We start from the raw sequence: 23051 nt of genomic DNA on the forward strand, positions 1-23051 counted from the left end.
TGGCCCGGATCCGCCGGACGGCGCTCGTGCCGGACGTGCGCGTCGTGCTGGTCGCCGACCGGATCGACCAGGCCGAGCTGAGCAGGCTCGGCGGCTTCGGGCTGGCCGCGGTGCTGTACCGCGGTTCCGCGACGCGCGACCGGATACTGGGCGCGCTGTCCGCCCGGGTGCCCTCGGCCGAGCCGGAGGAGGCGCGCGCGACGCGGCTCACCAGCGAGTTCCACGCCAGCGAGGCGGAAGCCCGTTATCCGCGTGGTTTCCTCGACCGGCACCGGCTGCAGAGCCGCGAGGTGGAGATCCTCGGCCTGCTCGCGGACGGCTTCGGCACGGTCGAAATCGCCGACCGGATGGCGTATTCGGAGCGGACGATCAAGAACATCATCAGCACGCTGCTGGTGCGGTTCGATCTGCGGAACCGCTCGCACGCGGTCGCGTACGCGCTGCGCACCGGCATCATCTGAGCCGGCTCAGATCGCGCCCTTCCGGAGCGCGTAGGCGACCGCGTGCGTCCGGTTGCGCAGTTCCAACCGCTGCGACAGATCGTGGATGACCTTCTTCACCGCGCGTTCGGAGAAGTTGATTTTCTCCGCCGTCTCCGCGGTGTCGAGACCGTCGGCCAGCAGGCGCAGCACGTCGATTTCCCGTTGGGTCAGCCCGGAACTGTGCTTCGGACGGGGTTCCACCGGGCGGCGGAAGTGGCTGAGCAGCGTCCCCAGCGCGGCTGGCGGCAGGATCCCGCCGCCGCGGGAAGCAGTCAGCACCGCGGCGGCCAGCTGCTCACTCGACGTGCGCTCGCGGTTCAGCAGGGCGACCACGTTGCACTCCACCGCGGTCAGCACCGCCGCGCCCGCCGCCTCCTCGTCGACGAGCAGGACGACCGGAGCGTCCACAGTGGCCTTCAGCACGCGCAACGTGGACGCCACCTCGACCGACAGCAGCTCGGCCGCCACGACGATCACGTCAACCTCGTCGGATACCACGGTAAACTCCGGTCTCGCCTGCAGCCAGCTTCGGATGCCGGTGTCCGTCAGCGGATCCGGCGCCTGAATCAGCACCCGAACCGATTCGTCCATCCCACTCCCCCTGCCGCCCGTTCCTCCCGAGGTTTTCCGAACTTACGGCCGCCGCGGGACGACGGGCGATCCCGCGCGGGGTAAAGATCAGGTACAGCCAGCTGTACCGCCCATGGTCCCGCGATACTGGAGCGGACGAAAGGACGCCGATGGCACGGACGGGACGCCGCCCCGGGCAGACCGAAACGCGGGAGGCCATTCTGGCCGCCGCGCGGGACCTGTTCGGCCGGAACGGGTACGAGGGCGCGACAATCCGCGCGATCGCCGCCGAAGCGGGCGTGAATCCCGCTCTCGTGCACCATTTCTTCGGCAGCAAGGACCAGGTTTTCGCGACCGCGCTGCGCCTCCCGGCCGACCCCGGCGTCGTCGTGACCGCGATCCTCGACGGCCCGCGTTCCGGCGTGGGCGAACGGCTCGTGCGGCTCTTCCTGGCCCTCTGGGAAACCCCGGCCTCGCGCGACGCGTTCTTCGGTGTGCTGCGCTCGGTCTCCACCACCGAACAGGCCGCGGACATGCTGCGCGGCTTCATCCAAGGCGCGCTGCTGGACAAGATCGCCGGCGCCCTCGACATCCCGCCGCTGCGGGTCACCGGCATCGCCGCCCAGCTCGTCGGGCTCGCGATGGTCCGGTATGTCGTCCAGGTCGAACCCCTCGCCGGGGCGGCGCACGAGGACGTGGTCGCGTTGATCGCGCCCGCCGTGCAGCAGTACGTCGACCGCGACTGACCCGGCACCCACCACACCCCCGGGTTCCGTCCGCCCCAATGTGGCATTGGGTGCGTCCCACGCACCGAACGCCACATTGGGTGCGTCAGATGCACCCAATGCCACATTGGGGCGCGACTGACCTCGGCCGACGCTCTTGACAGGGAAATTCCGCGCGCGCAGAATTAAACGCATGGCTAATTTCGCGGTGGTCATCGACGGTCTGCGGGTCGTCCGCGGTGGCCGGGAAGTGCTGCGCGACGTGAGCTTCCGCGTCGAGCCCGGTTCGGTCACCGGGCTGCTCGGGCCGAGTGGCTGCGGGAAGACCACGCTGATGCGCGCCGTCGTCGGCGTGCAGGTGACGCACGGCGGCGCGGTCACCGTGCTCGGCGAACCGGCCGGAAGCCGCCGGCTGCGCAAGCGGATCGGGTACGCCACGCAGGCGCCGGCGGTCTACGCCGACCTCACCGTCACCGAATCCTTGCGTTACTTCGCCTCCGTACTCGGCGCGCCGTCGCGGTCGGTGGCCGACGCGATCGAGCAGGTCGGCCTCGGTTCGCACGCGGACGCGCTGGTCGGCCGGCTCTCCGGCGGTCAGCGGAGCCGGGCAAGTCTCGCCGTCGCGCTGCTCGGCAGTCCCGAGCTGCTCGTGCTCGACGAACCGACCGTCGGGCTGGATCCGTTGCTGCGCGAGCATTTGTGGAACGTTTTCCACCGCCTCGCCGCGGAAGGCACCACGCTTCTCGTGTCCAGCCACGTCATGGACGAAGCCGCACGCTGCACCCGGCTGCTGCTGATGCGCGACGGCGCACTGCTCGCCGACGATTCGCCGGACGCCCTGCGCGCGGCCACCGGCGAACAAGACCTCGAACGCGCGTTCCTGCACCTGGTGAAGGCCCAGCGATGACTGTCTCGATCACCCTCGCCACCACCCGCCGGATCCTCGCCCAACTGCGGCACGATCCGCGCACCGTCGTGATGCTGATCCTCGTGCCGACGCTGCTGATGGTGTTGCTGCGCTTCGTCTTCAACTCGGCCGCGACGTTCAGCCGGACCGCGCCCGCGCTGCTCGGCGTTTTCCCGTTCGTGATCATGTTCCTGATCGCCTCGATCACCACCCTGCGCGAACGCACCGCGGGCACCCTGGAACGGCTGATGACGCTGCCGCTCGGGAAATTTGACCTGCTGGCCGGGTACGCGCTGGCGTTCGGTCTGGTCGCGGTGCTGCAGGTAGCGGTGGCGACGGCGGTCAGCCTGTGGTGGCTCGGCCTGTCGGTGGCCGGTTCGGTGTGGTCGCTGCTGCTGATCACCGCGCTCGACGCGCTGCTGGGCATGGCGCTGGGCCTGTTCGTGAGCGCGTTCGCGACGAGCGAGTTCCAGGCGGTGCAGTTCATGCCGCTGTTCGTGCTGCCGCAAGCGTTGCTGTGCGGGCTTTTCCAGCCGCGCGACGAGATGGGCTGGGTGCTGCACTGGCTGTCGGACGTGATGCCGCTGTCTTACGCCGTCGAGGCGCTCACCCAGGTCACCCGCAGCTCGGACTGGACGATGACGTTGACCCGCAACATCCTCATCGTGCTGGGCTGCGCGGTGCTGGCGCTGGGTCTTGGGGCGGCGACATTGCGGCGTCGAACGCCTTAAAGGCGGCTCGCCGCAGCCTCGTAGGCCGCACGGTTGCGGTTGAGCCATTTCTCGAAGTACTGGTCCGACTTGGCGTAGACGTAGCCCGGCGGAACGAACAAAACAGCGAACACCGCGAACGTGCCGAGTCCGATGATCGCCAGCTTCAGTTCAGCGTCCGGCGGCGGATGGGCCATAAAGGACAGTCCACTAACGACAGCGGCCAAGCCGCCCATTCCCGCTGCGGCAAAGAAAGCTCCGCGCACATTCCCCGGCGTACGGCCAACTGGCGGGTGCGAACCCGGGTTCAGCGCCCGTTCGGTCGCGGGCCGGGCACGCCAGATCAACGTTCCGCCGAGCCACAGCACCGCGAAGAAAATCCCGCCGCCCGCCAGCCCGAAACCTGCCGCAGCCGAGTGCGGCCCGAGCCCGATTCCGGCGACACCGAAGAGCCCGGCGAGGCTGGCCGTCATCACCCGATATACCCGCCGCGCGGTGACGATCGCCTGCAGCCGCGCGGTGTAGTCGCGCAGCCGTTGCTCGGGAGTGTCCGCGACCGCGCGAACCTGATACCCGCTCACGGCCGCCGGACGAAGCCAGCCGCGCGGAGCCGGTCGGTCTCACGCACGTCGATGCTCGCCCGCACCCCGTTTCCCACCGTGGCGTCGCCGTTCAGCACGCCGAGCGCGATGATCACGAAGCCGAGCGTGCGGATCAGCATCGCCCATCCCGCCTTCCAGAGCCCGATCCGGCCGCCGTCGCGGAGCCGGACCAAGCGGATCCCGTTGCACAGCGCGCCGAGACCTCGGCCGTTGCCGTAGAACCAGCCGTACAGCAGCGGCACCACGATCAGCCCCGCTACCCCGATCACACTCGCGCCGACCGCGGCGTCCACGGTGGACGCCTTGACGTAGTACGCCACCGCCGCGGCCGCGGAGAGGCCGGTCACCAGGAGGAAGTCGACCAGCCAGGCCCAGATCGTGGCACCGGTGCGCGCCTCGACGTACAGGTCGCCGTTGCCGAACGCACGGATCCGCGCCGCCACGTCCTTGCCGAGAACGGGTTCCGCCTGCGTGCGAAGACGCGCCAGGACAGCATGCTCAGAGTTCACGCCATCCCCGACGCCAGCCGGGGCCGCGAGGTTCCCCTGACCGGCGTACTTCACGCGTCGGCGACCAGCTCCACGTGCTGTCCGACGTTGTCGGCGCCGGCCGCGTCCAGCACCGCGTCCAGCAGACCCGGGAACCGGTCCTGGAGGTCGTCCCGGCGCAGGGTGACGTAACACCGGGTGCCCTCCTGGCGGGTGCGGGTGATCCCGGCGTCCCGCAGCACCCGCAGGTGATGGCTGAGCGTCGACTTCGCCACCGGCACCCGCAACTCGCCCCAGCCGCGCTCCCGGCCGTCGGCGAGCACCCGGGCCACCCCGACCCGGATCGGATCGCTCAGCGCCGCCATGACCGCGACGAGTTCCATCTCGTCGGCATCCGGATGCCGTGCCTGCTTCATGCCGGCCATGCTACCTTGTTCGATGTTCTACGATCTTCGAACGAAGGAGCGGGATGGCCGCGGAGTTCACTGACCGGGTCGTGGTCGTCACCGGGGCGGGTTCGGGTATCGGGCGCGCCACCGCGCTCGCGTTCGCCCAGGCCGGGGCACACGTTCTCGGCGTCGGCCGCCGTCGGGAAGCCCTGGCCGAAACCGCCCGCCAGCACCCGGGCATCGCCGTGTTCGCTGCGGACCTCACCACCGACGGCGCGCCAGAAGACGTCGTGCAGGCGGCGGTCGATCGCTGGGGCGGCGTCGACGTGCTGGTGAACAACGCCGGTGCCACCGCGATCATGCCGCTGGCCGAGGCGACCGGCCCCCGTATCGACGACCTGTTCCGGCTCAACGTCACCGCGCCCAGCCTGCTCGCCCGCGCCGCGCTGCCCCACCTGCGCCGGACCCGCGGCGCGATCGTGAACGTCTCCAGCACCTACGGCCACCGGCCGCTGCCCGGTGCCTCGCACTACGCCGCTACCAAGAGCGCGATCGAACACCTCACCCGAAGCTGGGCGCTGGAACTCGCCCCGGACCACATCCGGGTCAACGCCTTGGCTCCCGGCCCGACCGAAAGCGAAGCTCTCACCGCATCCGGCCTGCCGGACGCGACGGTGAACCAGATCAAGCAGGACGAAGCGAGCCGGATTCCCTTGGGACGACGCGGCGAACCTGGTGAACTGGCCACCTGGCTGCTGCGCCTCGCCGACCCCGCCGACACCTGGGTCACCGGGCAGATCCTCACCGTCGACGGCGGCCTCGAACTGCTCTAAACCGCTCGGGCAAAGCTGTAGTCCTCCAACGGGAACCGCGCCGCTTCCCGGTGCGCGCTGATCGTCGACGTCGGCCGCAGCAGGGTCGCCTCGCCGTGCTGGTTGAAGTAGTAGCTGTTGGCGGTCGCGCACTGGCCGAGCGCGAACACCGAGTGCCCGACCTTGTGCTTCATCCGGTCGAGGAACTCGTCGTTCGCCCGCTGGGTCACCTCGAACACGTCCGAACCGCGGGCGCGCATCCCCTTGAACAGCCGGTCGAGGTGCTTCATCTGGCATTCGATGGTGGTGAAGTACGACAAGCCGCTGTAGGAATACGGGCTGTTGAGCGAAACCAGGTTCGGGAACCCGGGCACGGTCACGCCCTCGTACGCCTGGAACCGGTTGTCCCGCCACCATTTCCCGAGGTTCTTGCCGTCCCGGCCGATGATCTCGATCGCCGGGAAGTTCGTGTCCCACAGGTTGAAGCCGGTGGCCAGCACGAGCGTGTCGATCTCGGTGCGCTTGCCGTCGGCGGTCACGATCCCGGTCTCGTCGATCCGCTCGATGCTGTTCGTTTCGAGGTGCACATGCGGGCGGGTGAAGGACGGGAAGTAGTCGTTGGAGAACGTCGGCCGCTTGCAGCCGAACGAGTAGTCCGGGGTGAGCTTGCGGCGCAGCTGCGGGTCGCGGACCTGTCGGTAGAGGTGCGCGCGGCACCAGCGTTCGGCGATCCGGTTGGCGCCGCGGAACTGCCGGTACTGCACGACGCCGGAGATCATCATCAGCTCCAGGATCGAGCTGCCCGCCATCCGCACGGCGCGCTGCACCAGCGGCAGCTTCGCGAACGCCTGCTGCAGCGGCTTCGGCACGGCGTAGTCCGGCTTCGGGCTGACCCAGATCGGCGTGCGCTGGTAGACGGTCAGTTCCGCGGCGACCTTGGCGATCTCCGGGATGAGCTGGACGGCCGTCGCGCCGGTGCCGATCACCGCCGCGCGTTTGCCGGCGAGGTCGTAGCTGTCGTCCCACTTGGTGGTGTGGATGACCTTGCCGGCGAACTTCTCGATGCCCTCGATGTCCGGCATCTTCGGCTGCGAGAGGAAGCCGGTGGCGGTGAGCAGGTATTTCGCGGTGACCGTCTCGCCGCCTTCGATGCTGACCCGCCAGCTGGAGCCGTCCCAGGTCGCGCCGGTCACCACGGTGCCGAAGCGCATCGAGGCGCGCAGGCCGTACTTGTCCGCGACGTGCTCGGCGTACTTCTTCAGCTCCGCGCCCGGCGCGAAGAGCCGCGACCAGTACGGATTGGGCTCGAAGGAGTACGAGTAGGTGGACGACGGGATGTCGACGGCCAGTCCCGGGTAGCGGTTCACGTGCCAGGTCCCGCCGAGGTCGTCCTCGCGGTCGAGAATCAGCAGGTCGCGGTAGCCGAGGCGGCGGAGCTGGATCGCCGCCCCCATGCCGCCGAAGCCCGCGCCGACGATGACTGCGTCGTACTGCGCGTCCATGTCCGACCTCTCATCCGGAATTACCTGTCAGTAACGGAACGGTATGTCACTTCTCGGAGCTTGGCAATACACTGCACGGTGTGACAGCTGAGTCCCAGGAGAGCGCCCGCCTCACCCGAGCCGAGCGCAAGAAGCAGGAATTGCGCCGCGAGATCATCGACGCGGCCTTCGATTGCTTCGCCGACCTCGGCTACCACGCCACCGGCATCTCCGACATCGCCACGAAGCTCGGCATCGGGCACGGCACCTTCTACCGCTACTTCGAGAACAAGCGCGACATCGTCGACCATGTCATCGACGACCTGGTCGCCCGCATCGTCACGGCGCTCACCGCGGAGAACGCGCCGGACGCGGTGTCCACGTTGGACGCCTACCGCGAGCAGACCGCCCGGATCGGCGACGCGCTGGCGCAGATCTTCGGCGAGGACCCGCGCGTACCGCGGCTGCTGCTGTTCGAGGCGGCCGGAATCGACAAAGCGATGGCGGCCCGGGTGCTGGACTTCTTCGAGCTGGCCACGGAGCTGACCGCGGCGTATCTGTCGCACGGCGTGGAACTCGGGTACCTGCGCGCGGATCTCGACGTCGACAACAGCGCGCGGGCGATCAACGGGATGATCCTGGCGTCGGCGATCGCCTCGCTGCGCAACCCGGATCCCGACGAGCAGCGCCGGCTGAGCGAGGCGGTGCGGCGGATGATGTACGACGGGATCTCGGCGGCTAAGGGAGCGTGACGCCGGCCAGCTTGTCCGGGTTGCGCACGAAGCACAGCGTCGACACGCCCTCCGCGCCAGCTCGGACGGTGACGGTGGTCGTCGCTTTGCCGTCCTGCAGGAAGACCGCGCCGGCCCCGCCGTTGATGATCGCCGGCACGATCGTGACCTCCTCCATCGTGGAGATGCCCATGAGGAACTGCGCGATCCGGTCGCGGCCGAACAACGGTTTGCGGGCGGCCAGTACCTTGCCGCCGCCGTCGGAGTACAGCACCGCGTCCGGCGCGATCAGCGCGGCCACCTTGCCGATGTCGCCGGACAGCACCGCTCCGGCGAGCGTCGCCAGCGCCTCGGCGTCGCGATTTCCCTGATCTGGCAAGGACTCGCCGATCGCCGAGGTCACCGCCCGTTGCGCGCGCGAGACGAGCTGGCGGGCCGCCGCGGGCGTGGTCTCCAGCACCTCGGCGACGGACGGGTAGTCGACGTCGAGCACCTTCCGCAGCACGTACGCCGCCGCCTGCTCGGGGGTCAGCGTGCTCAGCACGAAGTCGAGCGCCTGGCCGAGACCGTCGCGATGCAGCACCTCCCACTCCGGCGAATCCCCCTCGACCACCGGTTCCGGCAGCCACGGACCGGGGTAGTTCTCGCGCCGGCGCCGCTGCGCGCGGACCGCGTTGAGCGCCAGCCGCGACACCATCACCGACAGAAACGCGTGCGGGGTGCGGACGGTGTCGAGATCGACGCGAGACCAGGTCTCCCACGCGTCCTGCACGACGTCCTCCGCGTCGTAACGCGATCCGGTGATGTGGAAGGCGGCGGCGAGCATCGTCGAACGATGCGCGGTGAAGACGTCGCCGTGATCCATGTTGACCAAGTCTAGGCGCCGGCCGGCCACGAGTAGCGACCCGCGCGATCCCGCTCCTGGGTCAGCCATCGCACGGTCATCCGGCAGATCGTCTCCTTGACGAGCCCGCCTGCCCGCCCGTCGATCGCGATCGCGCGCTCGGTGTCGTCGGGATGCAGGAACTGGACCCGGCCGCGTCCGCCGCCGAGATCGGTGCACTGGAGCACGTATCCCATCCGGAACGGTTTCCCGGACTGGCCTTGGCGGCGTTCGATGATGACGTCGGCGGCGTGCGCCCCCATCGGCAACGCGGTCGCGCACGCGGCGCGGAACGAGCTGTGCACCGCGTCGCCCGCGCCGAGGATGTTCGGGTGGCCCGGCACGGTCAGCTGCTCGTCGACCAGCAGCCGCCCGGATTCGTCGACCGGCAGGCCCGAATCGGCGGCGAGGCTCGGCACGGTGAACCCGGTGGTGTCCACGACGATCCCCTCGATCTCGGCTGGATCGACGCGTGCGAACTCGATCTCCACCCCGTGTTTGGCGAGGAACCGCAGGTGCGCCTGGATCGCGCGACGTTCTGGGGTAGCGGCCGTGATGAGCTTGACTTCGCGGCCTGCCTCGCGGAGCGCCCCGGCCAGCTCGACCCCGGTCAGGCCCGCGCCGACGACGGTGACGGGCGCTTCCGGAGCCTCGGCGAGCGCATCCCGGAGCCGTTCGGTCTCGCGCTCGGAGACGATCCGGTAGCTGCCGTTGCTCGCGCTGGCCCCGGAGCCGATCGCGTAGAGCAGGGTGTCGTAGGGCAGGTTCTCGCCGGAGGCGAGCTGGACCTTGCCGTCGCCGATCTTGGTCGCGGTGCCTTCGATGACCTCGACGGCGGGGTTCAGCACGGTCTTGAGGTCGAGCCGGGCGTTTTCCCGGAGACCGGTCGCCACACGGTGCAGCCGGATGCGTTCGACGAACCATGGCTCCGGGGTGACCAGCACCACCTCTTCGCCTCGTCCGGCGAGCCGGTTCGCGGCCATGACCCCGGCGTATCCCGCGCCGAGCACCGTTGTCGTCATGCTGTCCTCCTCCGCTTTCGGGTCTTTCAGCGGATGGACACCGGCCGCGGGAAATCTGTGACGATCAGAGCCGGCGAGACAGGTAAGTGCTGTTCGGATCGTCGCGATAGCTGCCGAACGGCGCGCACAGCGTGAAGCCCGCCCGGGCGTATAGAGCGCGGGCCGGGGCGAAGAACTCCATGCTGCCGGTCTCCAGCGAGATGCGTTCGATGCCGCGGTCTTTGGCGTCCTGGAGCAGGTGGTCCAGCAGGGAGCGGGCGATGCCTTGGCCGCGGCGCGCTGGGTCGGTGCGCATGCTTTTCAGTTCCTCATGCCGTGGTTCCAGCGCTGCCAGGGCCGCGGTGCCGACGATGTGTCCGTCGTCCTGGACAGTCCAGAGCCGGACGTTGGGACGCTGGAGCGCGGCCAGATCGAGGGCATGCTGGCTCTCCGCCGGTGCGGTCGGGGCTAGGTCGTCCAGGTGCGCTTGGAGGAAGCGCTGGAGTCGCGGGTCGGAGAAGTCGGCTCGGTCGATCAGCATGGGTTCAGGCTGCCCTGCGGATGTTTCGCGGTTGTTGCCACGTGCGGCTCAAGCGCCCCAATGTGGCATTGGGTGCGTCACACGCACCCAATGCCACATTGGGGCGGTCCGGGCTACAGCGCTAATCGCGGCCAGGAAGCCGTGTCTCGCAACAACTGCCGGTCGTGCGTGGCCACCACCACCGCGGCCGGAGTCGAGGCGAGGGCGGCGGTCAGCTCGTCGACCAGCGTCGCGGACAGGTGGTTCGTCGGCTCGTCCAGCAGCAGGACCTGCGGGCGCGCGGCCAGGACCAGCGCCAGGTCCAGCCGTCGCCGGGCTCCGGTCGACAGCTCGGCGATCGGGCGGTGCCGGTCGTAGCCGCTGAGCAGGCCGGGGTCGGCCGAGCCGGGGAACCGTTGCTCGAGCAGTTCGGCGGCGGTGCGCCGGGCAGGGAGGTCGGATTCCTGGCCCAGCCAGCCGATCCGCACCGAGCGGGCCCGCGTGACCGTGCCCGCGGTCGGTTCCAGCATCCCGGCCAGCACCGTCAGGAGCGTCGACTTTCCCGCTCCGTTCGGGCCGGTGACGACGAGCCGGTCCGCGCCGCCGAGCGTCAGGTCGACCGGGTGGTCCAGCCGTCCGGCGACGGTCACCCCGGCGGCCCGCAGCGCGACAGTTCCTTGGTGCTGCGGCAATTCCGGCATGACAAACCGAGCGGGCGGCGGCGGGACGGCCACCACGTGCGCGCGCAAATCCTCCTGCCGCCGGTGGACGGCGCGGACCAAACCGGGCGCCCGCGTCGCGCGGGTGTGCTTGCCGTGGCCCTTTTCCGGACGCCAGTTGTCGCGCAATCGGTTCTGCGCGGCGGAAAGGTCGTCCACCAGCCGCTGCCGTTCGGCGAGTTGCTCGGCGTGCAGCGCCTCCCAGCGGGCCCGTTCGGCTTGCCGCGCCTCGACGTACGCCGCGTAGCCGCCGCCGTAACCGCGCGGGCGGCCGTCGCTCGACGGGTCGAGATCCAGCACGGTCGTGGCGATGTCGGCGAGCAACGCGCGATCGTGGCTGACCAGCACGACCACCCCCGAGTACGCGCGCAGCCGCTCGGTGAGGTGCGCGAGGCCGGACGCGTCGAGGTGGTTGGTCGGTTCGTCCAGCAGCAGCACGGAATGTCCCGCGCCGAGCAGGCAGGCCAACCGGACCCGATGTCGTTGCCCGACCGATAACGTGCCGAGGGTCCGGCTTCGATCGTCGACGGCGTTCAGGGCGGCCAGCGAGACCTCGACGCGCCGGTCCGCGTCCCACGCGTCGAGCGCTTCGGCGTCCGCCAGCGCTGCGGCGAACGCGTCGTCCGCGCCGGGCTTGCTTTCGGCGAGCGCGGTGGTCGCGGCTTCCAGATTGGCTAACGCGGAGCGTACGGCGGCCAGTTCGAGATCGATCAGGTCGCCGACAGTTTCGCTGTCTCCCAAGGGAATCTGCTGGTCGGCGACACCGATGGAACCCGCGCGGACGACCTCGCCCTGATCGACCGGCTGGGTCCCGGCGAGCACGCGAAGAAGGGTGGTTTTGCCGCGCCCGTTCTCGCCAACGATGGCGACCCGGTCCCCGGCCGCCGCGACCAGATCGACCCCGGCGAGCACCGGACGGCCGCCGAAGCTGACGTGGACATCGGACAGGCGGACGTGCGCCGTACGCACGAGCGCAGGCGAAAGCGGAGATGACATGAGGGAAATGCCTCCGAAGAAACGTGATGAACAGCAAGGACGAGGGCCGGTGCCGCGAACGCGCGCGGACCGGTGGAGGCGGTAATCCCTCAGAGGTAGAACTGGTGCTGTATCACGATCATCAGGGTAAAGACCCGCGCGGCGCCGCGCATCCGAATTTGCGGCGGATCACGCGCGGGCCCGCACCGCCAGCACGATCGGCAGCGGAGTCCCGGATTCGGCGAACCGGTCCGGAGCGAGACCGGCGTCGAGGAACGCGTTCAGCAGCTGCGGCAACGGCCAGTGCGTGGCCCCGAGCTTGTCGCGAATCCCCTGGTCCGTCCACGATTCCTTGGTCCAGTGCCCGTCGAGATACCCAGCCCGGACGACCACCGCGGCCGGGTCGCTGCGATCGGCGAACCCGCCGCAGAAGCACGGATGGACCCCGACGTGCACGAACACCCCGCCCGGCCGCAGCACCCTGGCCACCTCGCGCAGCACGGAGAAATACGCGGGCATGTCTGTGTGCACCAGCATCGCGATGACCGCTCCGACGCTGTTGTCCCGCACCGGCAACCGCTCGGCGTCCGCCCGCGCGATCGGCAGCCGGCCGCGGGCGTGACGCAGCATCCCGCTGGACAGGTCGACGCCGACCGGAGTCCAGCCCAGCTCACGCACCGCCTCCGCGTGTACCCCGGTGCCGCAGCCGACCTCCAGGCACACGCCACTTCCGCGGCCGAGCAGCTCACGCAACGCACCCGTACCCGGATTCACCGGCTGGGCGCGAAGAAACTCCTCCTCGTACCAATCCGCGATCTCGTCATAGGCGGCCATCACCCCATTGCACCGCCGAATCGGCCCGCGCCGCCACCGATTACGCGCTGGGCGAAGAAACCTTGCGAGCGCTCAGAATCGTGTCGTGCAGCTCCCCGCCGGGCACCTCCCGCGTGCGGCTCTCGGCGAGAGTGATCACCCACTGCCCAGCGTCCAGCCCGACGTCCTCGACCGTGATCGTCGACTCCGGCGGATGCAGCTCCCCGTGCGAGTGCCCGACCACCAGCAACGTGCCACCCGGCGCGACCCACTCCGCGAGCCGCTCGAACAACGGGCCCGCAGCGTGCACGTAGTGGGTGGCGACCAGGTCAAACTGCCCCGGCGGGGTCCAGCTCAGCAGGTCAGCGCACACCCACTCGACCGCGCTCGACCGTTCGCGCGCGTGCCGCAGCACCTCCTCCGACAGGTCGACCGCCGTCACCCGCCAGCCGTTTTCGGCGAGCCAGACGGCCTCCGTGCCCTCGCCGCAGCCAGCGTCCAGCGCCCGCCCCGGCGTGAGCTTCCCCGCCTCCTTGACCAGCTGCGGATGCGGTCCAAGCTGAGCGTGCCCGGCGGCTGCGGTCCAGTGCTCGTCCCAATAGGACTGATCGAATGCGTGCGGCACAACGGCCCCTTTCCTGATTCCTCCCTCTACCTTGCAAACCGTCCAGCAGACCTGGCAAGAAACGTTGCCAATATGTCAAACTCGACTGATGGACGACGAACGCGCCTTGGACGCAGTCGGCCCCCGGCTGCGCGAACTGCGCCGGAAGCGGGAGATCACGCTGGCCGAACTGTCCGCGCGCACCGGCATCGCGACCAGCACCCTGTCCCGGCTGGAGTCCGGCAACCGGCGGCCCACCCTGGAACAGCTCCTGCCGCTGGCCCGCGCGCACGGCGTGACCCTCGACGAACTGGTCGACGCCCCGCAAACCGGCGACCCGCGCATCCACCTCCGCCCGATCAGCTGCGCCGACGGCGTGACGATCCTGCCGCTGACGCGCCGCCCCGGCGGGATCCAGGCGTACAAGTTCATTCTGCCGGGACAACCGGAAAAGCAGGAGCCCGATCCCAAGACACACGAGGGTTATGAGTGGACTTATGTCCTCAATGGACAGTTAAGGCTGGTGCTCGGCGAACACGACATGACGCTTTCGCCCGGCGAGGCAGCGGAATTCGACACCCGGGTACCGCACTGGTTCGACGCGGCAACGGCGGAGCCGGTCGAGTACCTGTGCTTGATCGGGCGGCAGGGGCAGCGCGCGCACGTGCGGGCCGCGCCTAAGGCGTGACCGAGGCGGGGAGTCCGAAGGCCGGGAAGTGTTCCGCGCCGAGGAACGACGTGAGATCGCAGATCCGATCGTCGCGCAGGGTCAGGACGGTGACGGACCACGCCTCGTGCGGGACGGCCGCCGAACCGCCGAGGTAGAACGCCACCGCTGGCTGAGCATTCGCGCTGGTCAGCCGGAAGCGCCAGCTCGGGCAGCGCGTCATCGGGACCGCGAAGGCGAACTCGATCACGGCGGCGCGGCCGCGGTACCAGTGCGGCAGCGGCGGCATCGACCAGGTGACGTCCTCGGTCAGCAGGTCCACCAGGCGGTCGACATCGCCTTCGGCGAGGGCCGTCGCGAAACCGGTGGCCAGTTCGTGGAGCCGGGCGTCGTCGAGGGCGCGGAGGGTCTGCTGTTGCGTGCGGGCGGGGACGTGCGCCGAGACGGTCCGGCGAGCGCGGGCCAGTGCGGAGTTCACCGAGGTCACCGACGTTTCCATCATCGTGGCGATCTCGGCGGCGGAGAACCCGAGGACGTCGAACAGCAGCAACGCCGCCCGCTGGTTGCCCGGCAGGTGACGGCACGCGGCGACGAAAGCGAGTTCGACTGCTTCGCGTTGTTCGTAGCTGCCGGCGGGCGGATCGGGATACGGGCCCAGCCAGGCCACGTCGGTGCGCGGAGCTGAGTCCAGCACCACCTGCTCGCTCGACGGCCCCAGGTCGATCGGCAGCGCGCGACGGCCACGCTGGTCGATGAGGTCGAGGCAGGTGCGCGTGGCGACCGTGTACAGCCAGGTGCGCAGCGCACTGCGACCCTCGAAGCCCGGCAGCCCGCGCCACGCGCGCAGCAACGCCTCCTGCACGGCGTCGTCGGCGTCGTGGATCGAGCCGAGCATGCGGTAACAGTGCGCACGCAATTCCGCACGCAACGGGGCCACCGCACGGGTGAACTCGGCTTCCGAAGAAAACTCCCCCACGACCGACGATTCTGCCGCATCCAGCCGGTCTCACCTAAGAACGACTACCGAGGAGAACCGGATGACCTGGCCACAGATCCACGCCGAACGCGCCGCGCTGGCCGAAGACCTCGCCACCCTGTCCGACGCTCAATGGCGCACGCCTTCGCTGTGCGCCGGGCTCTCCGTCCGGGAGGTGCTGGCCCACCTCACCGCAGCGGCATCGCTCACGCCGTTGCGCTGGATGGCGGGCGTGCTCCGCTGCCGTTTCGACTTCGACCGGCAGGTCGCGATGCGGCTGGCCGAGCACCTCGGCGGCCACCCCGCCGACACGTTGGCCCGCTTCCGCCAGGTCATCGGGAGCAGGACGAAACCGCCGCTGCCGGTCGTCGCGATGCTCGGCGAGACGGTCGTGCACAGCGAGGACATCCGTCGTCCGCTCGGGATCCGCCACGACTATCCGCTCGAAACGCTCACCACGGTGGCCCGGTACTACCTCGGCTCCGACCTCGTCGTACTCGCCAAGGGACGCGTCCGCGGCCTCTCGCTCGCCGCGACTGACAGTGACTTTTCCGGTGGCTCGGGACCCCTCGTGTCCGGCCCGACGCTCGCGCTGATCATGGCGATGACCGGGCGCTCCCGATGCCTCGACGACCTGACCGGCGAGGGTGTCGAGGTGCTGCGGCACCGCTGACGGACTTGCACTCCGCCGCCAAGAGTTCTATAACAGTGGAGACAGTTATAGAACTCTAAGGAGATGCTCATGCGCACCCTGACCCAGGAAGGACGCTTCGGGGAGTACGGCGGGCGCTGGGTGCCGGAATCGCTGGTGCCCGCCTGCCTCGAAGTCGCGGACGCGTTCGAGGACGCCTGGATCGACGCCGGTTTCCGCGAGCAGCTCCAGACGATGCTCGCCCGGCACGTCGGCCGGCCCACGCCGTTGACGCCTGCGGAGCGGTTGTCCGCCGAACTCGGCGTGACCGTCGTGCTGAAGCGGGAAGACCTCACGCACACCGGGTCGCACAAGATCAACAACGCCGTCGGTCAGGCGCTGCTCGCGCGGCGAATGGGCAAAAAGCGGCTGATCGCCGAGACCGGGGCCGGAATGCACGGCGTCGCGACGGCCACGGCGGGCGCGTTGCTCGATCTGCCGGTCACCGTGTTCATGGGCGAACAGGACGTGGAACGCCAGTCGCACAACGTGTTTCGCATGCGCTATCTCGGCGCGGAGGTCGTCCCGGTCCGCAGCGGCAGTCGCACGCTCAAGGACGCGACCAGCGAGGCGATGCGGCACTGGGTCAGCGCGACCGAGGAGGCGCACTACTGCCTCGGCTCGGTCGTCGGGCCGCATCCGTACCCGTGGATGGTGCGGGAATTCCAGCGCGTGATCGGCGAGGAAGCCCGCGAGCAGTACGCGGCGGTGCCCGATTTCGTCGTCGCGTGTGTCGGCGGCGGGTCCAATGCGGCGGGCACTTTCGCGGGGTTTGCCGACACCAGCGCGCGGCTGGTCGGGGTGGAGGCGATCGGCGGGTCCGGCGCGACGTTCGGCCAGGCTGGCGTGCTGCATGGTTCGCAGTCGTTGTTCCTGCAGGACGAGCACGGGCAGATCCTCGAAGCGCACTCGATCGCGGCGGGACTGGATTACCCCGGAGTCGGCCCGGAACACGCGCATCTGCGGGATCTCGGACGGGCTCGGTACGTCGCGGTCAATGACGAGGCAGCGGTCGCGGCGGCCGCGCAATTGGCGCGTACGGAAGGGATCATTCCGGCGCTCGAATCGGCGCACGCGCTCGCTTGGGTGGCCGAAGCCGCTGGCACGCCGGATCTTCCGGCCGGTTCGACGGTCTTGCTCACCCTGTCCGGCCGTGGCGACAAGGACATCGCCACGCTCATCGCCCGTTCCGAAGAGGCCACCGCATGAAAACCGACCGCAAGATCTTGATGCCGTATGTCACGGGCGGAATCAGTCCACACTGGACGGACTACCTCCCGACACTGGTCGCCGCAGGCGCGGACGCGATCGAAGTCGGCATCCCGTTCTCCGACCCGACGCTGGACGGCGTGACGATCCAGGAAGCGTCGAACGTCGCGCTCGCCCGCGGAACGACGCCGCTGAGTGTCCTTAATGCACTAAAAGAGACCACAGTGGACGTTCCGATCATCGTGAGCACGTACGCCAACTTGGCGGTCCGCAAGGGTTTCTGCGCTCAGCTGAAAGAGGCCGGAGTCGACGGCTTGATCGTGCCGGACCTGCCGCTGGAGGAAGTCCCCGCGATCGAGCAGTCGGGGATCGAGTTGGCGCTGCTCGTCTCGCCCGCGACGCCAGCCGACCGCGCTCGCGAGATCGCCGCGCAGAGCCGAGGTTTCGTTTACGCCGTCTCGTCCATGAGCACCACCGGCGAACGTGATCACCTCCCCGCCTCCGCGATCGAGCTGGCCACCCGGCTGAAGGGTGCCACCGACCTGCCGATCCTGGTCGGCTTCGGCATCTCCCAACCGGCACACGCCGCGGAGGCCGCCCGGGTGGCCGACGGCGTGATCGTGGGCGCGGCGATCATGCGGCAAGTGCTCGACGGCGCCGGTCCGGCGGAGGTCGGCGAGTACGTCGCGACGCTGCGAGCCGCGCTGGACTAGAATCCGCTGGTCTACCCGAACCGGACCAGAACGGACGCGCATGGCCCGATACCGAGCGATCGCCGCGGATCTCGCCGCGAAGATCCGCGCCGGGGAGTACGCGCCCGGCGAGGCCTTGCCGCCGCAACGGGAACTCAGCGCGTCCTACGGCGTCACGCTCATGACGCTCCGCCAGGCGCTGCGCGAACTCAGCGACGAAGCCCTGATCGTGCAACAACCCGGCCGCGGCACCTTCGTGGCGCCAACGCCGGCCTCGTACCAGCTGGGCTCTTTGCGCAGCTTCACCGAGGACCTGCGCGATCAGGGTTACGTCGTGCGCACCGAAGTCGTCAGCCAAGCGGTACGACGGCTGCCGGCCCGCGTCGCGGCGCGGCTGCAGGCGCGGGCCACCGATTCCGGCCTGCGCCTGGAACGGGTGCGCGAGTTCGGCGGCCGCCGGGCGATCCACCAGGTGTCCTGGGTCGCTCCCCCGCACGGGGAACGCTTGCGGGACACCGATTTCACCACAGTCTCGCTCTACACCGCACTGTCCGAACTGGACGTAACGGTGGACCGAGCCGCCGAGACCATCCGCCCGGACGCCCTCGACGACAAGCTCGCCCGCCTCCTCGACGAACCCGTCAACACCCCGGTCCTGGTTAGCGAACGCACCACCAGCACCCCAGACGGCACCATTGTCGTCATCGACCGTGCGACCATTCTCGGCAGCATGATGCACATCAGCACCGAACGCGCCGCCGACCGGCTCTCACTGCGCTGGGGTACCGGAAGCTGAATCGCGGTGGCCGTGCGCCAAAACGGCCAGGTGCAAAGAAAGCCGAGTGTCCGGATTGGACAGATCAACTCCGAGCGCCCGCTCAATCGTCGCCAACCGCGAATACGCCGCCGGACGGCTCAGGTTCAACGCCTTCGCGAACTCCGTCATCGAATACCCCGACTCGACAAACGCCCGCAACGTCGCGAACGCCCGGCTGGCACGCGGTTCCGGCAGCGTCAGCAACGGCCGCAGCTGCGCCTCCGTGAACTCGTGCAGCCGAGGATGTTCCCTCAGCCACCACAACAATCCGCGCACGCCCAAGTCGCCAGCCCGCCGAAGTCCAGGCGTGCCAGGCGATTCGACGTCCACGACGTGCACCGCCTCCTGCAGCGCCGCCGGTAATTCCCCGAGCCGCCGAACCGGTCCAGCCGCACCGAACGCCGCCGCCAGGCCCGTCGGAACTCCGGCGACCACCCGCTCCAGCAACGCCTTCTCCGCCGCCACCGAAGAACACGGGAACACCGCCGCGACCCGGCCTTCCGCCAGCACGCCGCCGATCCCGTCGCTGGTCAGCACCGCGTCCAGCAGCGCCCGCTCCTGCCCCGCCCGCGCCGGACGGCACACCAGCACCGCGTAGTACGCCGCCGAAGCCAGCCCCAGCGCCCGGGCTCGTGCGCGAACCGAACCCTCGTCCGCGCCGTGCAGCAGGTCCCGCAGCAAATCGCCCTGCGCTTCGATCTCCACCGACAGCGGCGAGCGTTCCAGCAACTTCCCGACGGTCAGCGCCTCCGCCGCGCGTTCGAGCACCATCCACGCCGCCGGCTGCTCCGCCGACCTCGCGGGCACGACCAGCCGGCCCCAGCGTTCGCGCGGCGGCCCGACCGGCGTGCACATCCAGCTCTCCGGACCGCCCACCTCGGTCGCGGCGGAGAACGGCACCCGGCGCGACCGGGCGGGCCAATCGCGCAGCAGCGCCTCCGCCGAGCCGACCCCGGCGAACGCGAGCGCCCGATGCGTCCGGTCCTCCAGCACCACCGGCAACCCGATCAAGTCCGCCGCGTGCGCAAGGACCGCGTCCGGTGCCTGCGACGCCGAACCAACCGTGCTGAACGCCTCGTGCGCACGCTCGGCCAACCGCAACCGCTCGTAGTGCGCGTTGACGATCCGCGCGTGCACGATCTCTGTCACCTCGATGAACCGGACCGTGCTGCGCAGCTCCACCAGCGGAAACCGGGCGGCACGCGCGGCCTGCACCAAGGCGTCGGGCACCGCCTTCAGATGCTGGCCCGGCTCCACGACCAGCCCGATCGCTCCGGCGTCGCGCAACGACCGCACGTAGGCCACCGCGTCGAAGCCCGGCTCGGTGAAGGCCCTTCCGATCGAGAGCACCAGAACGTCGCTGGTCAGCGTCCCGGCGACGTCGCTCAGCTCGCTCACGTGCACCGACCGCACCGGCACGTCGATCGCGTCCGCCGCCGAGCGCACCACCGGCGACCCGGCGGCCATCACGGGCAGTTCGAGGACGTCTCGCAAGGTCAGGTGCACGACGTCAGCATAACCCGACGATCTGTAAAGCAAGGCCGGGTCAAACCGACGCTTCGTCGGTTACCCGGGACCGGCCGGGGAGGGACCCTCAGAGGGCGAATACCAGGAGAAAGGTGGCTCGATGAGCGATTCCGTGCCGACGCTGTCCCAGTGGATCGCCGGCGGTGAAGCAGCAGGTGCGCCGGACGGCTACGGGGACGTCACGAACCCGGCGACCGGAAAGATCACCGCACGCGTGCCGCTCGGCTCGGCCGCGGACGCCGAGGCCGCGATCGCCGCCGCGAAGGCCGCGTTCCCCGCCTGGCGCAAGACCTCTCTGGCGAAGCGCAGCCGGGTGCTGTTCCGGTTCCGCGAACTGCTCGACGCACGGGCCCCCGAACTCGCGAAGATCATCACCGCCGAACACGGCAAGGTGCTTTCCGACGCGGCAGGCGAGGTCGCGCGTGGCCTGGAGGTCGTCGAATTCGCCTGCGGGATCCCGCAATTGCTCAAGGGCGCGGCGACGGCCAACGCGTCGACCGACATCGACGTCACCTCGCTGCGCGAGCCGCTCGGCCCGGTCGCGATCATCTCGCCGTTCAACTTCCCCGCCATGGTCCCGATGTGGTTCTTCCCGATCGCGATCGCGGCCGGGAACACCGTGGTGCTGAAGCCGTCGGAGAAGGTGCCGACCGCGGCGAACTGGCTGGCCGAGCTGTGGCGCGAAGCCGGTCTCCCCGAAGGCGTGTTCAACGTGTTGCACGGCAACAAAACCGCGGTCGACGCGCTCCTGCACAGCCCGGACATCGAGGCGGTTTCGTTCGTCGGCTCGACGCCGATCGCGCAGTACGTCTACGAAACCGGCACCGCGAACGGCAAGCGCGTCCAGGCGCTCGGCGGCGCGAAGAACCACATGGTGGTACTGCCGGACGCCGACCTCGACCTGGTCGCCGACCAAGCCGTCAGCGCCGGTTTCGGGTCCGCGGGCGAACGCTGCATGGCGGTGTCCGTGGTGGTCGCGGTGGGCGACGTCGCCGACGCGCTGGTCCCGCGCATCGCAGACCGCGCGAAGACGCTGGTCACCGGCGACGGCACCCGCTCGTGCGACATGGGCCCGCTCGTCACGGCCGCCGCGAAGGACCGGGTGTCCGGCTACATCGCCGCCGGCGCCGAGGCGGGCGCGACTCTGGTGCTGGACGGCCGCGAGGGCGAGTTCGACGCGGACGGCGAGGGCTTCTTCGTCGGCCCGACGGTGTTCGACCACGTCCGCCCGGACATGCCGATCTACACCGACGAGATCTTCGGCCCGGTGCTTTCGGTGGTGCGCGTGGAGACGTTCGCCGACGCGATCGAGCTGATCAACGCCGGACCGTACGGCAACGGCGCGGCGATCTTCACCAACGACGGCGGCGCCGCCCGCCGGTTCTCCGCCGACGTCGAGGCGGGCATGGTCGGCGTGAACGTCCCGGTGCCGGTCCCGGTGGCCTACCACTCATTCGGCGGCCGGAAGAACTCGCTGTTCGGCGACACCCACGCGCACGGCGGCGAGGGCGTGCACTTCTTCACCCGCGCCAAGGTCGTCACCACCCGCTGGCCCGGCCCGGAGCAGGGCGGGCTCGACCTCGGCTTCCCGCAGAACGTCTGAGAGGGGATCAGCGATGGACACGCAGTCGGCAGCGGCCCGGCATCTCTGGATGCACTTCTCCCGCATGGGCAACTACCCGGACTCGCCGGTCCCGGTGATCACCCGCGGCGAGGGCGTGCACGTGTGGGACGACCGCGGCCGCCGGATCCTCGACGGGCTGGCCGGGCTCTTCGTCGTGCAGGCCGGGCACGGCCGCCGGGAACTCGTGGAGGTCGCCGCGCAGCAGGCGAACGAGCTGGCGTACTTCCCGATTTGGGGCTATGCCACGAAACCCGCCGCGGCGCTGGCCGAACGGCTCGCCCACCTCGCGCCCGGCGACCTCAACCGCGTCTTCTTCACCACCGGCGGCGGCGAGGCCGTCGAGTCCGCGTGGAAGGTCGCGAAGCAGTACTTCAAGCTGACCGGGAAACCCGGCAAGCACAAGGTGATCAGCCGCGCGGTGGCCTACCACGGCACCCCGCACGGCGCGCTCGCGATCACCGGCCTGCCCGCGATGAAGAAGGACTTCGAACCGCTCGCGCCGGGCGGTTTCCGCGTGCCGAACACCAACCTGTACCGGCATCCGGAGTTCGCCGGCGACCTCGAAGCGTTCGGCCGCTGGGCCGCGGACCGGATCGAGGAGGCGATCCTGTTCGAGGGCGCGGACACGGTCGCCGCGGTCGTGCTCGAACCGGTGCAGAACTCCGGCGGCTGCCTCACGCCGCCGCCCGGATACTTCGAGCGGGTGCGGGAAATCTGCGACCGGCACGACGTGCTCCTGGTCGCCGACGAGGTGATCTGCGCGTTCGGCAGGCACGGCGCGACGTTCGCCAGCGAGAAGTTCGGCCTCCAGCCGGACCTGCTGACCTGCGCGAAGGGCCTCAGCTCCGGCTACAGCCCGATCGCCGCGCTGATCGCGTCGGACCGCGTAATGGAGCCGTTCCTCAGGCAAGGGGTCGGCTTCCCGCACGGGTACACCTTCGGCGGGCACCCGGTGTCGGCCGCGGTCGCGCTCGCGAACCTCGACCTGATGGAGCGGGAGGGCCTCAACCAGCGCGTACTGGACAACCAGGACGCGTTCGAGGCGACCCTGGGCAAGCTGCTGGACCTGCCGATCGTCGGCGACGTCCGCGGCGACGGCTACTTCTGGGCGGTGGAACTGGTCAAGGACAAGGCGACCAGGGAGACGTTCAACGCCGAGGAGCGGGAACGCCTCGTCCGCGGCTTCCTGCCCGGCGCGCTGTTCGACCGCGGCCTCTACTGCCGCCCGGACGACCGGGGCGACGTGGTCGTCCAGTTCGCGCCGCCGCTGATCGCGGGGCAGGCGGAATTCGACGAAATGGAGCAGATCCTGCGGGACGCGCTGCTCGAAGCGCAGAAGCTCGTCTGAGCCAACTGGCGAGGGAGGAGGCCGGGACCAGCCGTGTCCCGGCCTTCTTCCGTGCCGTCGATTATCATGGATCGGAAGGAGTCCTAGC

General features: G+C 69.8%; 26 protein-coding genes. 13 read left to right on the forward strand and 13 right to left on the reverse strand.

Annotated features, from left to right (window positions below):
* Nucleotides 1–461: helix-turn-helix transcriptional regulator (locus ACFSVL_RS26120; RefSeq protein WP_378308185.1), on the forward strand; the 461-nt coding region annotated here is incomplete at its 5' end.
* A gap of 6 nt (nucleotides 462–467) precedes the next feature.
* Here the strand turns inward: ACFSVL_RS26120 and ACFSVL_RS26125 are convergent.
* Nucleotides 468–1073 (reverse strand): response regulator transcription factor, encoded by a 606-nt coding sequence (locus ACFSVL_RS26125; RefSeq protein ID WP_378308186.1) that lies wholly within the window; start codon nucleotides 1071–1073, stop codon nucleotides 468–470.
* A 149-nt stretch (nucleotides 1074–1222) separates the two neighbouring features.
* Here ACFSVL_RS26125 and ACFSVL_RS26130 point away from each other — a divergent pair, with 149 nt between their 5' ends.
* The 3 genes from ACFSVL_RS26130 (at nucleotide 1223) to ACFSVL_RS26140 (ending at nucleotide 3415) form a co-directional block, all read left to right on the forward strand.
* Entirely contained in the window at nucleotides 1223–1798 is a 576-nt protein-coding gene (locus ACFSVL_RS26130) for a TetR/AcrR family transcriptional regulator (RefSeq protein WP_378308187.1), read from the forward strand.
* A 172-nt stretch (nucleotides 1799–1970) separates the two neighbouring features.
* Nucleotides 1971–2684 carry an ABC transporter ATP-binding protein gene (locus ACFSVL_RS26135; protein WP_378308188.1) on the forward strand — a complete coding sequence of 238 codons (714 nt, stop codon included), beginning with the start codon at nucleotides 1971–1973 and terminating at the stop codon, nucleotides 2682–2684.
* A complete protein-coding gene (locus ACFSVL_RS26140; protein WP_378308189.1) occupies nucleotides 2681–3415 on the forward strand; it encodes an ABC transporter permease in 735 nt (244 codons plus the stop codon). The genes ACFSVL_RS26135 and ACFSVL_RS26140 overlap by 4 nt, the downstream gene beginning before the upstream one ends.
* Here ACFSVL_RS26140 and ACFSVL_RS26145 read toward each other — a convergent pair.
* The 3 genes from ACFSVL_RS26145 to ACFSVL_RS26155 are packed head-to-tail and all read right to left on the reverse strand — an operon-like array spanning nucleotide 3412 to nucleotide 4900.
* On the reverse strand, nucleotides 3412–3975 hold the full coding sequence (locus tag ACFSVL_RS26145; RefSeq protein ID WP_378308190.1) for a hypothetical protein: 564 nt from the start codon (nucleotides 3973–3975) through the stop codon (nucleotides 3412–3414). The two genes, ACFSVL_RS26140 and ACFSVL_RS26145, sit on opposite strands and share 4 nt — an antisense overlap.
* Nucleotides 3972–4505 (reverse strand): hypothetical protein, encoded by a 534-nt coding sequence (locus ACFSVL_RS26150; RefSeq protein WP_378308191.1) that lies wholly within the window; start codon nucleotides 4503–4505, stop codon nucleotides 3972–3974. The genes ACFSVL_RS26145 and ACFSVL_RS26150 overlap by 4 nt, the downstream gene beginning before the upstream one ends.
* Nucleotides 4506–4555: 50 nt before the next feature.
* Nucleotides 4556–4900: an ArsR/SmtB family transcription factor gene (locus ACFSVL_RS26155; RefSeq protein ID WP_378308192.1), complete on the reverse strand. Its 345-nt coding sequence runs from the start codon at nucleotides 4898–4900 to the stop codon at nucleotides 4556–4558.
* A gap of 53 nt (nucleotides 4901–4953) precedes the next feature.
* Between ACFSVL_RS26155 and ACFSVL_RS26160 the strand changes: the two genes are divergently transcribed.
* On the forward strand, nucleotides 4954–5706 hold the full coding sequence (locus ACFSVL_RS26160; RefSeq protein ID WP_378308193.1) for an SDR family NAD(P)-dependent oxidoreductase: 753 nt from the start codon (nucleotides 4954–4956) through the stop codon (nucleotides 5704–5706).
* On the opposite strand, the gene ACFSVL_RS26165 is transcribed toward ACFSVL_RS26160, so the two are convergent.
* Nucleotides 5703–7187: a flavin-containing monooxygenase gene (locus ACFSVL_RS26165; protein WP_378308194.1), complete on the reverse strand. Its 1485-nt coding sequence runs from the start codon at nucleotides 7185–7187 to the stop codon at nucleotides 5703–5705. The two genes, ACFSVL_RS26160 and ACFSVL_RS26165, sit on opposite strands and share 4 nt — an antisense overlap.
* A gap of 80 nt (nucleotides 7188–7267) precedes the next feature.
* Here ACFSVL_RS26165 and ACFSVL_RS26170 point away from each other — a divergent pair, with 80 nt between their 5' ends.
* The gene (locus ACFSVL_RS26170) at nucleotides 7268–7918 is read left to right on the forward strand and encodes a TetR/AcrR family transcriptional regulator (RefSeq protein WP_378308195.1); all 651 of its coding nucleotides are present in this window, start codon (nucleotides 7268–7270) and stop codon (nucleotides 7916–7918) included.
* On the opposite strand, the gene ACFSVL_RS26175 is transcribed toward ACFSVL_RS26170, so the two are convergent.
* The 6 genes from ACFSVL_RS26175 to ACFSVL_RS26200 form a co-directional block, all read right to left on the reverse strand.
* Nucleotides 7905–8762, reverse strand: coding sequence for a sigma factor (locus ACFSVL_RS26175; RefSeq protein WP_378308196.1), 858 nt, complete (start codon nucleotides 8760–8762; stop codon nucleotides 7905–7907). The two genes, ACFSVL_RS26170 and ACFSVL_RS26175, sit on opposite strands and share 14 nt — an antisense overlap.
* Nucleotides 8763–8773: 11 nt before the next feature.
* On the reverse strand, nucleotides 8774–9802 hold the full coding sequence (locus tag ACFSVL_RS26180; protein WP_378308197.1) for an NAD(P)/FAD-dependent oxidoreductase: 1029 nt from the start codon (nucleotides 9800–9802) through the stop codon (nucleotides 8774–8776).
* 64 nt (nucleotides 9803–9866) lie between these two features.
* A complete protein-coding gene (locus ACFSVL_RS26185; protein ID WP_378308198.1) occupies nucleotides 9867–10322 on the reverse strand; it encodes a GNAT family N-acetyltransferase in 456 nt (151 codons plus the stop codon).
* 113 nt (nucleotides 10323–10435) lie between these two features.
* Entirely contained in the window at nucleotides 10436–12016 is a 1581-nt protein-coding gene (locus ACFSVL_RS26190) for an ABC-F family ATP-binding cassette domain-containing protein (RefSeq protein ID WP_378308199.1), read from the reverse strand.
* Nucleotides 12017–12184: 168 nt separating this feature from the next.
* The gene (locus ACFSVL_RS26195) at nucleotides 12185–12829 is read right to left on the reverse strand and encodes a class I SAM-dependent methyltransferase (RefSeq protein ID WP_378308200.1); all 645 of its coding nucleotides are present in this window, start codon (nucleotides 12827–12829) and stop codon (nucleotides 12185–12187) included.
* Between the two features lie 40 nt (nucleotides 12830–12869).
* Nucleotides 12870–13433: a class I SAM-dependent methyltransferase gene (locus ACFSVL_RS26200; RefSeq protein ID WP_378308201.1), complete on the reverse strand. Its 564-nt coding sequence runs from the start codon at nucleotides 13431–13433 to the stop codon at nucleotides 12870–12872.
* A gap of 88 nt (nucleotides 13434–13521) precedes the next feature.
* Here ACFSVL_RS26200 and ACFSVL_RS26205 point away from each other — a divergent pair, with 88 nt between their 5' ends.
* Nucleotides 13522–14100 carry an XRE family transcriptional regulator gene (locus tag ACFSVL_RS26205; protein ID WP_378308202.1) on the forward strand — a complete coding sequence of 193 codons (579 nt, stop codon included), beginning with the start codon at nucleotides 13522–13524 and terminating at the stop codon, nucleotides 14098–14100.
* Here ACFSVL_RS26205 and ACFSVL_RS26210 read toward each other — a convergent pair.
* Nucleotides 14090–15055: a sigma-70 family RNA polymerase sigma factor gene (locus ACFSVL_RS26210; RefSeq protein ID WP_378308203.1), complete on the reverse strand. Its 966-nt coding sequence runs from the start codon at nucleotides 15053–15055 to the stop codon at nucleotides 14090–14092. The two genes, ACFSVL_RS26205 and ACFSVL_RS26210, sit on opposite strands and share 11 nt — an antisense overlap.
* Before the next feature lie 61 nt (nucleotides 15056–15116).
* On the opposite strand from ACFSVL_RS26210, the gene ACFSVL_RS26215 reads away from it, so the two are divergent.
* The 4 genes from ACFSVL_RS26215 to ACFSVL_RS26230 all read left to right on the forward strand — a co-directional run bounded on the left by ACFSVL_RS26215 (nucleotide 15117) and on the right by ACFSVL_RS26230 (nucleotide 18443).
* A complete protein-coding gene (locus ACFSVL_RS26215; protein ID WP_378308204.1) occupies nucleotides 15117–15728 on the forward strand; it encodes a maleylpyruvate isomerase family mycothiol-dependent enzyme in 612 nt (203 codons plus the stop codon).
* A 69-nt stretch (nucleotides 15729–15797) separates the two neighbouring features.
* Entirely contained in the window at nucleotides 15798–16955 is a 1158-nt protein-coding gene (trpB, locus tag ACFSVL_RS26220; protein WP_378308205.1) for a tryptophan synthase subunit beta, read from the forward strand.
* Nucleotides 16952–17668 (forward strand): tryptophan synthase subunit alpha, encoded by a 717-nt coding sequence (gene trpA / locus ACFSVL_RS26225; protein ID WP_378308206.1) that lies wholly within the window; start codon nucleotides 16952–16954, stop codon nucleotides 17666–17668. The genes trpB and trpA overlap by 4 nt, the downstream gene beginning before the upstream one ends.
* 40 nt (nucleotides 17669–17708) lie before the next feature.
* Nucleotides 17709–18443 (forward strand): GntR family transcriptional regulator, encoded by a 735-nt coding sequence (locus tag ACFSVL_RS26230; RefSeq protein ID WP_378308207.1) that lies wholly within the window; start codon nucleotides 17709–17711, stop codon nucleotides 18441–18443.
* Here the strand turns inward: ACFSVL_RS26230 and ACFSVL_RS26235 are convergent.
* The gene (locus ACFSVL_RS26235) at nucleotides 18417–19970 is read right to left on the reverse strand and encodes a PucR family transcriptional regulator (RefSeq protein WP_378308208.1); all 1554 of its coding nucleotides are present in this window, start codon (nucleotides 19968–19970) and stop codon (nucleotides 18417–18419) included. The genes ACFSVL_RS26230 and ACFSVL_RS26235 overlap by 27 nt on opposite strands.
* 121 nt (nucleotides 19971–20091) lie before the next feature.
* Here ACFSVL_RS26235 and ACFSVL_RS26240 point away from each other — a divergent pair, with 121 nt between their 5' ends.
* Both ACFSVL_RS26240 and ACFSVL_RS26245 read left to right on the forward strand, forming a co-directional pair.
* The gene (locus ACFSVL_RS26240; protein WP_378308209.1) at nucleotides 20092–21594 is read left to right on the forward strand and encodes a CoA-acylating methylmalonate-semialdehyde dehydrogenase; all 1503 of its coding nucleotides are present in this window, start codon (nucleotides 20092–20094) and stop codon (nucleotides 21592–21594) included.
* Between the two features lie 13 nt (nucleotides 21595–21607).
* Nucleotides 21608–22963, forward strand: a complete 1356-nt coding sequence (locus ACFSVL_RS26245; protein ID WP_378308210.1) for an aspartate aminotransferase family protein — start codon at nucleotides 21608–21610, stop codon at nucleotides 22961–22963.
* Nucleotides 22964–23051 lie beyond the last annotated feature (88 nt).

It is taken from the genome of Amycolatopsis silviterrae, from assembly GCF_042684085.1.
In the GTDB taxonomy this organism is placed as follows: Bacteria; Actinomycetota; Actinomycetes; order Mycobacteriales; family Pseudonocardiaceae; genus Amycolatopsis; species Amycolatopsis silviterrae.

What these genes read in the sequence shown, in the direction of transcription:
- ACFSVL_RS26190 (WP_378308199.1), bottom strand. Translation starts at nt 12,016, where the DNA reads ATGTCATCTCCGCTTTCGCCTGCGCTCGTGCGTACGGCGCACGTCCGC.
- ACFSVL_RS26180 (WP_378308197.1), bottom strand. Translation starts at nt 9,802, where the DNA reads ATGACGACAACGGTGCTCGGCGCGGGATACGCCGGGGTCATGGCCGCG.
- ACFSVL_RS26125 (WP_378308186.1), bottom strand. Translation starts at nt 1,073, where the DNA reads ATGGACGAATCGGTTCGGGTGCTGATTCAGGCGCCGGATCCGCTGACG.
- ACFSVL_RS26195 (WP_378308200.1), bottom strand. Translation starts at nt 12,829, where the DNA reads ATGGCCGCCTATGACGAGATCGCGGATTGGTACGAGGAGGAGTTTCTT.
- ACFSVL_RS26140 (WP_378308189.1), top strand. Translation starts at nt 2,681, where the DNA reads ATGACTGTCTCGATCACCCTCGCCACCACCCGCCGGATCCTCGCCCAA.
- trpA (WP_378308206.1), top strand. Translation starts at nt 16,952, where the DNA reads ATGAAAACCGACCGCAAGATCTTGATGCCGTATGTCACGGGCGGAATC.
- ACFSVL_RS26215 (WP_378308204.1), top strand. Translation starts at nt 15,117, where the DNA reads ATGACCTGGCCACAGATCCACGCCGAACGCGCCGCGCTGGCCGAAGAC.
- ACFSVL_RS26165 (WP_378308194.1), bottom strand. Translation starts at nt 7,187, where the DNA reads ATGGACGCGCAGTACGACGCAGTCATCGTCGGCGCGGGCTTCGGCGGC.
- ACFSVL_RS26130 (WP_378308187.1), top strand. Translation starts at nt 1,223, where the DNA reads ATGGCACGGACGGGACGCCGCCCCGGGCAGACCGAAACGCGGGAGGCC.
- ACFSVL_RS26240 (WP_378308209.1), top strand. Translation starts at nt 20,092, where the DNA reads ATGAGCGATTCCGTGCCGACGCTGTCCCAGTGGATCGCCGGCGGTGAA.
- ACFSVL_RS26245 (WP_378308210.1), top strand. Translation starts at nt 21,608, where the DNA reads ATGGACACGCAGTCGGCAGCGGCCCGGCATCTCTGGATGCACTTCTCC.
- ACFSVL_RS26175 (WP_378308196.1), bottom strand. Translation starts at nt 8,762, where the DNA reads ATGGATCACGGCGACGTCTTCACCGCGCATCGTTCGACGATGCTCGCC.
- ACFSVL_RS26230 (WP_378308207.1), top strand. Translation starts at nt 17,709, where the DNA reads ATGGCCCGATACCGAGCGATCGCCGCGGATCTCGCCGCGAAGATCCGC.
- ACFSVL_RS26160 (WP_378308193.1), top strand. Translation starts at nt 4,954, where the DNA reads ATGGCCGCGGAGTTCACTGACCGGGTCGTGGTCGTCACCGGGGCGGGT.
- ACFSVL_RS26205 (WP_378308202.1), top strand. Translation starts at nt 13,522, where the DNA reads ATGGACGACGAACGCGCCTTGGACGCAGTCGGCCCCCGGCTGCGCGAA.
- ACFSVL_RS26135 (WP_378308188.1), top strand. Translation starts at nt 1,971, where the DNA reads ATGGCTAATTTCGCGGTGGTCATCGACGGTCTGCGGGTCGTCCGCGGT.
- ACFSVL_RS26155 (WP_378308192.1), bottom strand. Translation starts at nt 4,900, where the DNA reads ATGAAGCAGGCACGGCATCCGGATGCCGACGAGATGGAACTCGTCGCG.
- ACFSVL_RS26185 (WP_378308198.1), bottom strand. Translation starts at nt 10,322, where the DNA reads ATGCTGATCGACCGAGCCGACTTCTCCGACCCGCGACTCCAGCGCTTC.
- trpB (WP_378308205.1), top strand. Translation starts at nt 15,798, where the DNA reads ATGCGCACCCTGACCCAGGAAGGACGCTTCGGGGAGTACGGCGGGCGC.